At 71.6% G+C, this 10,341-nt stretch carries 9 protein-coding genes; 2 read left to right on the top strand and 7 right to left on the bottom strand.

Annotation, left to right across the window (positions count from 1 at the left end; genetic code table 11):
• Nucleotides 1-160: 160 nt before the first annotated feature.
• The 6 genes from pcrA to ACE3QY_RS17320 all read right to left on the bottom strand — a co-directional run bounded on the left by pcrA (nt 161) and on the right by ACE3QY_RS17320 (nt 6,941).
• Nucleotides 161-2,545, bottom strand: a complete 2,385-nt coding sequence (gene pcrA, locus ACE3QY_RS17345) for a DNA helicase PcrA (protein ID WP_374457297.1) — start codon at nt 2,543-2,545, stop codon at nt 161-163.
• A gap of 84 nt (nt 2,546-2,629) precedes the next feature.
• Entirely contained in the window at nt 2,630-2,983 is a 354-nt protein-coding gene (locus ACE3QY_RS17340) for a hypothetical protein (protein ID WP_374457296.1), read from the bottom strand.
• Nucleotides 2,984-3,020: 37 nt separating this feature from the next.
• Entirely contained in the window at nt 3,021-3,470 is a 450-nt protein-coding gene (locus ACE3QY_RS17335; RefSeq protein WP_374457295.1) for a universal stress protein, read from the bottom strand.
• 2 nt (nt 3,471-3,472) lie between these two features.
• Complete coding sequence (locus ACE3QY_RS17330) at nt 3,473-4,903, bottom strand: APC family permease (RefSeq protein ID WP_374457294.1); 1,431 nt, start codon at nt 4,901-4,903, stop codon at nt 3,473-3,475.
• A gap of 68 nt (nt 4,904-4,971) precedes the next feature.
• The gene (locus ACE3QY_RS17325; RefSeq protein WP_374457293.1) at nt 4,972-5,625 is read right to left on the bottom strand and encodes a LuxR C-terminal-related transcriptional regulator; all 654 of its coding nucleotides are present in this window, start codon (nt 5,623-5,625) and stop codon (nt 4,972-4,974) included.
• Entirely contained in the window at nt 5,622-6,941 is a 1,320-nt protein-coding gene (locus tag ACE3QY_RS17320) for a PspC domain-containing protein (RefSeq protein ID WP_374457292.1), read from the bottom strand. Before ACE3QY_RS17320 ends, ACE3QY_RS17325 begins: the two co-directional genes overlap by 4 nt.
• Before the next feature lie 143 nt (nt 6,942-7,084).
• Between ACE3QY_RS17320 and ACE3QY_RS17315 the strand changes: the two genes are divergently transcribed.
• Together ACE3QY_RS17315 and ACE3QY_RS17310 are read left to right on the top strand one after the other, a co-directional pair.
• Nucleotides 7,085-8,320, top strand: a complete 1,236-nt coding sequence (locus ACE3QY_RS17315) for a PspC domain-containing protein (RefSeq protein WP_374457291.1) — start codon at nt 7,085-7,087, stop codon at nt 8,318-8,320.
• A gap of 10 nt (nt 8,321-8,330) precedes the next feature.
• Entirely contained in the window at nt 8,331-8,630 is a 300-nt protein-coding gene (locus ACE3QY_RS17310) for a hypothetical protein (protein ID WP_374457290.1), read from the top strand.
• Here ACE3QY_RS17310 and ACE3QY_RS17305 read toward each other — a convergent pair.
• The gene (locus ACE3QY_RS17305; RefSeq protein WP_374457289.1) at nt 8,627-10,315 is read right to left on the bottom strand and encodes an aminotransferase class V-fold PLP-dependent enzyme; all 1,689 of its coding nucleotides are present in this window, start codon (nt 10,313-10,315) and stop codon (nt 8,627-8,629) included. The genes ACE3QY_RS17310 and ACE3QY_RS17305 overlap by 4 nt on opposite strands.
• Nucleotides 10,316-10,341 lie beyond the last annotated feature (26 nt).

Below are 10,341 nucleotides of genomic sequence, written 5' to 3'. Positions count from 1 at the left end.
CCCCCCCCCCCCCCCCCCCCCCCCCCCCCCCCCCCCCCCCCCCCCCGGGGGGGGGCCACCACCTCGCGGGGGCCCGCCCCGCGGGCCCCCCCCCCCCCGCTGGGGGTCTCGATACGCCCGCTCGTTCCTTGCGGGCTGCTCGACCACCTGGTGGTGGTGACTACAGCTTCTCGACCGGGGCGTAGCGGAGGAGGAGGCGCTTGACGCCTTCGGAGCCGAAGTCGATGGAGGCGACGGACTTCTCCGCGACCCCGTCGACGGCCACGACCGTGCCCATGCCGAAGGAGTCGTGCACGACGCGGTCGCCGGGCTCGAGGCTCGGGATCGCGCGGGCGGGCTTGGCCTTGGCCGCAGCGTCGGCGCGGAGCGCGGCGGAGCTGAAGTTGCGGCGGCCGGCGTCGGTGGGGGTGCCGAGGCGGGGGGAGCCGCTGAGGTCCTGACGGCCCCAGCGCGTCTGCTCGGCTGCCGTACGACGCCAGTCCACGAGGTCGACCGGGAGCTCGTCGAGGAAGCGGCTGGCGGGGTTGTGGGCCGGCGCGCCCCAGGCGGAGCGGACGAGCGCGCGGGAGACGTAGAGCCGCTGCTGGGCGCGGGTGAGGCCGACGTAGGCCAGCCGCCGCTCCTCCTCCAGCTCGGGCTGGTCGCCCAGCGACCGCTGGTGGGGGAAGACGCCGTCCTCCAGGCCGGTCAGGAAGACGACCGGGAACTCCAGTCCCTTGGCGGTGTGGAGGGTCATCAGCGTCACGACGCCGGAGTCGTCGCCGTCGGGCGCGTCGGGGATCTGGTCGGCGTCGGCCACCAGCGCGACGCGCTCGAGGAAGTCGCCGAGACCGACGGCCACGGTGCCGGCCTCGACGTCGGCGGGGTCGGCGCTCGGGCCGGGCTGGGGATCCTCGGCGAACTCGCGCGCCACCGCGACGAGCTCGGCGAGGTTCTCCACGCGGGTGCCGTCCTGCGGGTCGTCGCTGGCCTCGAGCTCGGCGAGGTAGCCGGAGCGCTCGAGGACGGACTCGAGGATCACGTCGGGCCGCTCGTCCGCCTCGACCATCGACTGGAGCTCCTGGATCATCGCGACGAACCCCTCGATGTTCTTCAGGCTGCGGGTGGCCAGGCCGGGCGCCTCGGAGGCGCGGGTCAGCGCCTCCCAGAACGTGACCCGGTCGCGGTCGGCCAGGGCGGCGATGCAGGCCGCGGCGCGGTCGCCGATGCCGCGCTTGGGGGTGTTGAGCACCCGGCGCAGCGAGATCTCGTCGGCGGTGTTGACGAGCATCCGGAGGTACGCCAGCGCGTCGCGGACCTCCCGGCGCTCGTAGAAGCGCACCCCACCGACGACCTTGTAGGGCTGGCCGGTCCGGATGAACACCTCCTCGAAGACGCGGGACTGCGCGTTGGTGCGGTAGAACACCGCGACGTCGGCGGGCTTCGTGCCGGCGGAGTCGACGAGCTTGTCGATCTCCTCGCTGACGAACCTCGCCTCGTCGTGCTCGTCGTCGGAGACGTAGCCGGTGATCCGCTCGCCCTCCCCCGCATCGGTCCACAGCCGCTTGGGCTTGCGGCCGCGGTTGTTGCCGATCACCGAGTTGGCCGCGGAGAGGATGGTCTGCGTCGAGCGGTAGTTCTGCTCGAGCAGGATCGTGGTGGCGTCGGGGAAGTCCTGCTCGAAGTCGAGGATGTTGCGGATGTCGGCGCCACGGAAGGCGTAGATCGACTGGTCGGCGTCGCCGACCACCATCAGCTCGCTGGGCTCGACCTCCTGGTGCCCCTCCTCGAACACGGTGCCGATCTCGAACGACGTGCCGCACAGCTGCTGGATCAGGCTGTACTGGGCGTGGTTGGTGTCCTGGTACTCGTCCACCAGGACGTGCCGGAACCGGCGGCGGTAGTTCTCGCGGACGTCGGGGAACGCCTGCAGCAGGTGGACCGTGGTCATGATCAGGTCGTCGAAGTCGAGGGCGTTGGCCTCGCGCAGGCGGCGCTGGTAGCTGGCGAAGGCCTTGGCGTAGGCCTCCTCGAAGGAGTTGCGGGCCTCCTTGGCAGCGTCCTCCGGGTCGCGCAGCTCGTTCTTCTGGTCGGAGACCCAGTGGAGGACGGCGTTGGGCTGGTAGCGCTTGGGGTCGAGCTCGAGGTCGCGCAGCACGATCGTCATGAGCCGCTTGGAGTCGGCGGCGTCGTAGATCGAGAAGTTGGACTTGAAGCCGACCCGGTCGATCTCCTTGCGCAGGATCCGCACGCAGGCGGAGTGGAAGGTGGACACCCACATGATCCGGGCGCGCTTGCCGACGAGGTCCTCGACGCGCTCCTTCATCTCGGCCGCGGCCTTGTTGGTGAAGGTGATCGCCAGGATCGACCCGGGGTGGGCCTTGCGCTCGTTGATCAGCCAGGCGATCCGCCGGGTCAGCACGCGGGTCTTGCCCGACCCCGCGCCCGCGACGACCAGCAGCGGCGGGCCGGCGTGGGTCACGGCAGCGCGCTGCGGCTCGTTGAGGCCCTCGAGGAGGGGGTTGTCGACCAGCGCTCGATCAGGGGATGCATCTGTGGGGCTCATGTCGACCCCCAGCCTATGCGGCGGGTGCGACAGCCGAGGCGCCCCCGGTACGGCTGTGGAACAGGCCCCGGACCAGGCCCGGGATCAGGAGTGGACCGGCGACCAGAACACGGCCACCGCGATGTTGGCCACCGTCAGGACGAGCAGCCCGAGGTAGAGGCCCTGGGGGATGCTGGGCTTGCGCATGTTGGCCATCACCAGCACGAGGATGACCAGGCCGATCGCGAACTTCACGCCGATCTTGGCGTGGTCGGGCGAGCCGAGGCTCTCGAGCACCCCGACCAGCAGCAGGCCGGCGAGGAACGCCGTGCCGACGCCGTCGCGCATCAGCGGGTTGACCGCCTTGGTGTCCTCGCGGACCTGGACCAGCAGGCCGCCGAGCAGGGCCGCGTAGCCCAGGATGTGTACGAACAGCAGCACCAGCCGCAGGGTCTCCATGGCGGACACCCTAGTGAGTGGCGGCCGGCCGCCCGGCTCAGCCCTTGCGCGACTTGCGCGGCGCCGGTCGTACGACGAGCACCGGGCAGGGTGCGTAGTGCTGCACCCGCTGGGCCGTGCTGCCCACCAGCACCGCGTCGCTGAGCCCGCGACCGCCGGCCGCGACCACGACCAGCCCGGCGTCGTACTGCTTGGCCGCCTTGATGATCTCGTTGGCCGCAGACCCGCTGCGGATCCGCTTGTTGACCTTCGGCCCCCACCCCTCGAAGACCGCCGCGATCGTGTCGACCGCGCTCTGGGCGGCGTCGCGGAAGGAGCCGTCGAGCCGGCCCTCGGACAGGTCGTCGGCGAACGCCACCGACGCGAGCGGGCGGATCACCGCGACGACGGAGACCTCGGTGATCTTGTCCGGGTCGGCGAAGGACTTCAGGTGCTTGGCGGCTGCCAGCGACTGCTTGGAGCCGTCCGTGGCGACGATGACGTGCATGGTCAGGCCTCCTTGGCGTCGTCGAGGTCGGGTGTGCGGGAGCCCGTGCCCTTGCTGCCGAAGAGGTACTCGGCGAGGAACAGGACCCCGCCGATCGCCAGCAGGCCGGCGCACCACACGAGCGAGGTGGGGTCGTCATAGACGGTGAACGCGAGGATCGCGAGGTTGCCGACGAGGCCGACGAGCAGCAGGGCGGTGTTCGCGCGGAAGATCTCGTCGTGCTCGTCGTGCCCGCGCAGCATCAGGCAGGCGACGATCACGAGCGCGTAGATCGCGAGCAGCAGCACGACCGTCACCGTGGCGAGCCGGCCGACGAGGTCGATGCCGCCCCCGGCCTCGGTCACCAGGGTCCCGATCACGAGCAGCAGGCCGACCACGGTCCCGCTGAAGAGCAGCCCGACCCACGGGCTGCGCCGCGTCGGGTGGATCCTGGCGAAGATGCCGGGCACGACGTCCTCGCGGGCCATGCCGTAGAGGATGCGCGGCTGGGTGACGATCGTGACGAGGGTGGTGTTGGTGATGGCGACCAGCGCGATGATCGAGAAGAGCGTCGTCATCAGCTCGGTGGAGAACGGCAGGATGCCGGCCTTGACGACCTCCAGCAGCGCGGCGTCGGACTCCGCGAGCGTCTCGGTCGGCACGGTCAGCGCCGCGGCCATCGAGACCAGGACGTAGACGAGACCGGCGACGAGCATGCCGCCGACCAGGGAGCGCGGGAACGCCTTGTAGGGCTCGATGGTCTCCTCGGCGACATTGACGGTGTTCTCGAAGCCCGTCATGGCGAAGAAGGAGAAGGAGATGCCGGCGAGCACGGCCAGCGCGGGGCTGCTGTAGTCGCCACCGGTGTCGATGTGGGTGAGCACGCCGAAGTCCGCGTCGCCGTTGGTGACGTGGACGATGCCGATGATCATCACGATGACCAGGCCGGCGGCCTCGACGAAGGTCATCAGCATGTTGATGACGACCGACTCGGTGATGCCGATGTAGTTGACGACGACCAGGACCGCGACGAAGACCAGCGACACCAGCAGCGCCGGCGGTCCCGACCACAGCTCGGCGAAGTACGACGCGAAGCCGGTGGCGAGCGAGCCGGACGCGGCCATGCTCGCGGCGAGGAACGACACCGTGATCAGGAAGGTCAGCGGCCGGTTGCCGAACGCCTTGTTGACGTAGAGCGAGGCGCCCGCGGCACGGGGGTACTTCGTCACCAGCTCGGCGTACGCCGCTCCGGTGATCGCGGCGACGGTGACGCCGAGCGCGAAGGCGATCCAGAACGCGCCCCCGACCGCGGCCGCGACCAGTCCGATGAGCACGTAGATGCCCGACCCGAGCACGTCGCCCAGCGTGTAGAAGAAGAGGAGCCGGCCGGTGATGGACCGCTTGAGCTCGCTGTCCTCCTCGTCCGGACGGGGGACCGTGGCGGTGTCAGACATCCCACGACCCCATCGGTTCGACCCCGAGATGTCAAACGTCAACCACCCCTGGGGGGTACCGCCCAGCGTCAGAGCAGGCGCCGGTCCGAGGCCCACTTCGTGAGCTCGTGCCGGCTGGAGAGCTGCAGCTTGCGCAGCACCGAGGACATGTGGGTCTCGACGGTCTTGACCGAGATGAAGAGCTCCTTGGCGACCTCCTTGTAGGCGTAGCCGCGGGCGATCAGGCGCATCACCTCCCGCTCGCGCTCGGTCAGCCGGTCGAGGTCCTCGTCGACGGCCGCGACGTCGATCGAGCCCGCGAACGCGTCGAGCACGAAGCCGGCCAGGCGCGGCGAGAACACCGCGTCTCCCCCGGCCACCCGGGTGATCGCGTCGACCAGCTCGGGGCCGGTGATCGTCTTGGTGACGTAGCCGCGGGCCCCGCCGCGGATGGTGCCGATGACGTCCTCGGCCGCGTCGGAGACCGACAGCGCCAGGTAGAGCGTGTCGGGCGAGGGGTGGCGGCGCATCACCTCGACGCCGCCGCCTCCCGGCAGGTGCACGTCGAGCAGCACGACCTGCGGCTGGAGGTCGTGGACGACGGTCACGGCGGCATCGGCGTCGGCGGCCTCGCCGACGACCTCGACCACGCCGGCGCCGCTGGCCGCCAGCTCGGCCCGGACCCCGGCCCGGAACATGGCGTGGTCGTCCACCAGGACGACCCGCACGGGTGGCTGGCTCATCGGTTCTCCTCGTCGGTCGTCTGGGAGTGGGAGCGGGACTGGCTGCGGGGCATGTGCAGACGCACCTCGGTGCCCTCTCCGGGAGCAGAGCGTACGTCCGCGCTGCCGCCGTGCCGCGACATCCGGTCCACGATGCTGTTGCGGACGCCCTGGCGGTCGCTCGCGACCGAGTCGACGTCGAAGCCGGCGCCCCGGTCGCGGACGAACACGTCGACGGCACCGGGCGTCGTCTCGGCGTAGACGTCGGCGCGCTGGGTGCCGGCGTGCTTGGCCACGTTGACCACCGCCTCCCGCGCGGCGTGCACGAGCGGGCGCAGCGACTCGTCGAGGTCGCAGTCGCCGACCGTGACCACGTCGACCACCACCGGGTGCTGCGTCTCGACGTCGGCGGCCATCTCCTTGAGGGCGCCGGCGAGCGTCGTCGCGTCGGAGGTGTCGGCCTCGAAGAGCCACTGCCTCAGGTCGCGCTCCTGCGAGCGCGCGAGCCGGGCGACGGTGGTCGCGTCGTGGGAGTTCTTCTGGATCAGCGCGAGCGTCTGGAGCACCGAGTCGTGCAGGTGCGCGGCCATGTCGGCCCGCTCCTGCGTGCGCACGCGCTCGGCCCGCTCGGCGCCGAGGTCGTCGATCAGGCGCATCGCCCACGGCCCGACGACGATCGCCAGGCCCGCGAGGCCCAGCAGCCCGGCTACCAGCACCGGCACGGCGAACGCCGCCTGCCCGGCCGCCACCGCGAAGACGATCAGCGCGGTCAGGATCAGGCCGAGCCCGGCGGCGAAGCGGGTGTACGCCGCCCAGCCGCCGCTGCCGAAGACCGCGCGGAACGGGTCGATACGTCCCGAGGAGTCGATCCACCGCTCCCGCTGGGCCTCGTCGGCCTGGCGCCACAGCAGGCCGATGCCGGCGATGCCGAGGACGACGGGCCAGAACAGGGCGCCCTGGCCGAAGATCCCCTCGAAGCCGAGCACCACGCCGAAGAGCAGCGCGCCGATCGCGATCGCCGGCCCCGCGTCGCGCAGCCGCGACCGGCGGCCCGGACGCTTGCCGGTGCGGGTCGCGCTCTCCAGGCCGGGCGCGCTCACCTCGAAGCCCTGGTCGGCGGGCAGGAACACCCACAGGCCGGCGTACAGCATGAGACCGAAGCCGCCCAGCAGGGCGGTGGCGACGAAGAAGACGCGCACCCACAGCACGGGGACCGCGAGGTGGGCGGCCAGGCCGGACGCGACGCCACCCGCGATCGGGGAGGACAGGTCGCGGTAGGCGCGACGCGGCTGTCCGGGGCGCCAGGCGGAGGCGGAGCTGGGGGTGGTGTGGCTCATCGTGCGTCCATCGTCGCAGGCACGCAGGCGCCGAACCATGAGGATCGACCCCGAGCCGACCCTGAGCCGCTCCCCGGCTGACGTCGGGTGAATCAGGGCTGTCCCCGATGGTGAGGAGCGGCGTCGCGGACGAGAGTGGAGCCATGGAGAACGTCAGCCCCACCACCGAGCACCCCACGCCACCTCCCGGGCGACCGGGTCCCCGCGTCACCCGCGAGGAGATGAAGGACCTCGGCCGCCTGCGCCGCAGCGTCACCGACCGCCACATCGCCGGAGTCGCCGGCGGTCTGGCCCGCCACCTCGACATCGACCCGATCATCGTGCGCGTGGCCCTGGTCGTGGCGGTGTTCTTCGGCGGTGCCGGCCTGCTGGCGTACATCGGTGCCTGGATCCTCGTGCCCGAGGAGGGCACGAACGACGAGCCGCTGGGCCTCGACCAGCGCAACCGGACCCTCGCCCTCGCCGGCGTCGGCATCCTCGCCGTGATCTGCGCCTTCGGCGACTGGGCGGGCGCCTTCTGGTTCCCGTGGCCGCTCGCGATCATCGCGGTGCTCGTCGTCTGGTTCCTCAACCGCAACCAGAAGGACGGGGCCGGGTCCGGCTACGGCTACGCCACTCCCCCGGCCGGCACCGACGCCCCCGCGGCGGACGCGACGTACGACCAGACCTACGAGCAGACGTACGACCAGACCTACGAGCAGCAGCACGGCCAGCAGCAGGGCTGGACGCCGCCGCCCACGTCGTACGCCCGGGAGACGCGGCGCCGGCCGCGCAACCCGCGCAAGCGCGGACCCATCCTGTTCTTCTTCACCCTGGCGCTGGTCGCGCTCGCCGAGGGCGTCCTCGGCGTGGTCGACCTGGCCGGCGCCTCGATCACCGACAGCGCCTACCCGGCGCTCGCCCTCGGGATCATCGCGGCGATGCTGCTGCTCGGCTCGTTCTGGGGCCGCGCCGGAGGCCTGATCGCCCTCGGTCTGGTGGCCGCCCTCGCCACCGCCGGCGCCACGGCCGGCGACCACCTCCCCGACGAGCACCACACCTACGTCCCGACGTCACCCGGATCGGTGGAGGACACCTACGACTTCGGTGGCGGCGAGTTCCGCCTGGACCTGTCCGCTATCACCGACGTCGACGCCCTCGACGGCCGGGAGATCCGGATCGACGGGGTCGGCGGTCGCGTCGAGGTGGTCGTCCCCGACGGCATGGACGTCGACGTCACGACCGAGGTCGTGGCCGGCGACAGCCGCGTCTTCGACCAGCGCAACGACGGCTTCGACATCAACGTCGACGGCTTCCGCGACGGCGGCGTCGGCGTGCCCGACATGTCCATCAACATCGACCTGGTCGCCGGCGAGGTCATCGTCCGCGAAGCCGCCTGAGGAGCCCGCGATGAGCGAGAACGACAGCTACGACACCAGCTACGACACGACCTACGACACGGACGTCTACGGCTACGACGAGCCGATGGTCGGCCCGCTGGACGCACCGGAGAAGCCCTCGGGCCTCCACCCCGTCAACGTCGGCCACCTCGTGATGGGCGTCGCCTTCGCCGGCCTGGTGCTGGTGTGGGCGCTGGTCCAGGGCGACGTCGTCGCCACCGACGAGCTGCGCTGGCTGCTGCCGGTGCCGTGGCTCGCCGCCGGTGCCGCGGGGCTCGCGGCCACCGTGTGGCCCTCGCGTCGCGCCTAGGCCAGCGAGCAGGCCGGCAGCGCGAACCAGCGGAGGTCGTCGAAGTCCTCGGTGAGGTGCGCCGGGTCGGACCAGTCCGGTGGGGACGCGGCGGCCATGATCGCGCGGCCCTCGTCGAGGTGCTCCCGGAGCACCGAGACGGGGGCCGTCGTCGTGTGCCGGGGGTGGGTCATCGTGCCGTCGTCGGCGTACGACACGTCAGCCAGGCGCAGCGGCGGCTCGACCGGCCCGGTGCGGTGGTGCCACAGGCCGGTGAGCGGGTCGAAGCGGTAGTCGCCGAGCAGCCGCCAGCCCTCGCGGGCCACCAGGCGCACGGCCTCCACGACGTAGGTGAAGACCTCCTCGTCGACGAAGTAGTTGAAGTTCACCCGCACCCAGCCGGGCTTGATGCCCTCGCAGCCTCCCGCGATCTGGGCCTCGAAGCGGTGGCTGTGGTCGAGGTCGATGTCGAGCAGGCGGTGGCCGTAGGGGCCGGCGCACGAGCAGCCGCCGCGCGTCTGGATGCCGAAGAGGTCGTTGAGCAGCGCGACCACGAAGTTGTGGTGGAGGTAGGTCCCGTCGGGCGCCATCACCACGAACGACACGATCGAGAGCCGCTGCGAGTCGAGGTTGCCGAGGATCTGGATGGTCGGCTCTGCGACCCATGCCGCGACGGCCCGCTGCAGCAGCTCCTCCTCGTGAGCCTGGATGGTCTCCACTCCGACGGCCTGCTTGAGCTGGAAGACCAGCCCGGCCCGGATCGACTCCACGATCGCGGGGGTGCCGCCCTCCTCGCGGTGGGCCTTGTCGTCGAGGTAGCGGTGCTCGGTCGGGTTGACGTACATGACCGTGCCGCCGCCGGGCACCACCGGCACCCGGTTGGCCATCAGCTCGCGGCGCACGACGAGCACGCCCGGCGTGCCCGGACCGCCGATGAACTTGTGCGGGCTGATGAAGATCGCGTCCTTGCGGGAGCTGCCGGGGCCGTACATCTCGATGTCGACGTAGGGCGCGCACGCGGCGAAGTCCCAGAAGCTCAACGCACCGTGCTCGTGCAGCAGGTCGGCGACGCCCTCGGTGTCGGTGACGATGCCGGTCACGTTGGACGCCGCGGAGAACGAGCCGATCTTGAGCGGCCGGTCGGCGTGGCGCTCGAGCTCCTCGCGCAGGTGGTCGAGCGAGACCCGGCCGTCGGCGTCCTCGTGGATGGTGACGACGTCGGCGATGGTCTCGCGCCAGCTGACCTCATTGGAGTGGTGCTCGAAGGGGCCGATGAACACGACCGGCCGCTGGTCCGCGGGGATGAGCGAGGTCAGGTGGTAGCGGTCCTCGAGCGCGCACGGGACCCGCAGGCCCAGGATGCCGATCAGCTTGTCGATCGCCGCGGTGCTGCCCGAGCCGCAGAAGACCACGACGGTCTCCTCGTCGCCGCCGACGGCGTCGCGGATGATCCGCCGGGCGTCCTCCCGGAGCCGCGTGGTCTGCAGGCCGGTGCCGCTGGCCTCGGTATGGGTGTTGGCGTAGGCCGGCAGCACCTCCTCGCGGATGAAGTCCTCGATGAAGGTGAGGCTGCGGCCCGACGCGGTGTAGTCGGCGTACGTCACCCGGCGCGGGCCGTAGGGGCCCTGCATCACCTGGTCGTCGCCGATCACGGACGCGCGGATGCGCTCGAGGAGGGCGTGCGAGCGGTCCGTGGCATGCGTCACGCGCCGAGCGTACGCCGGTGCGCGGC

The sequence above is a fragment of the Nocardioides sp. genome (assembly GCF_041913365.1).
GTDB lineage: Bacteria > Actinomycetota > Actinomycetes > Propionibacteriales > Nocardioidaceae > Nocardioides.
The sequence above is the reverse complement of the archived record's forward strand: the minus strand, read 5'-3'. Positions and strand labels throughout refer to the sequence as shown.

Bases quoted from the DNA above. Each gene is read 5' to 3' on its own strand.
- ACE3QY_RS17315 (WP_374457291.1), top strand. From the start codon at position 7,085: ATGGAGAACGTCAGCCCCACCACCGAGCACCCCACGCCACCTCCCGGG.
- ACE3QY_RS17310 (WP_374457290.1), top strand. From the start codon at position 8,331: ATGAGCGAGAACGACAGCTACGACACCAGCTACGACACGACCTACGAC.
- ACE3QY_RS17335 (WP_374457295.1), bottom strand. From the start codon at position 3,470: ATGCACGTCATCGTCGCCACGGACGGCTCCAAGCAGTCGCTGGCAGCC.
- pcrA (WP_374457297.1), bottom strand. From the start codon at position 2,545: ATGAGCCCCACAGATGCATCCCCTGATCGAGCGCTGGTCGACAACCCC.
- ACE3QY_RS17340 (WP_374457296.1), bottom strand. From the start codon at position 2,983: ATGGAGACCCTGCGGCTGGTGCTGCTGTTCGTACACATCCTGGGCTAC.
- ACE3QY_RS17320 (WP_374457292.1), bottom strand. From the start codon at position 6,941: ATGAGCCACACCACCCCCAGCTCCGCCTCCGCCTGGCGCCCCGGACAG.
- ACE3QY_RS17330 (WP_374457294.1), bottom strand. From the start codon at position 4,903: ATGTCTGACACCGCCACGGTCCCCCGTCCGGACGAGGAGGACAGCGAG.
- ACE3QY_RS17325 (WP_374457293.1), bottom strand. From the start codon at position 5,625: ATGAGCCAGCCACCCGTGCGGGTCGTCCTGGTGGACGACCACGCCATG.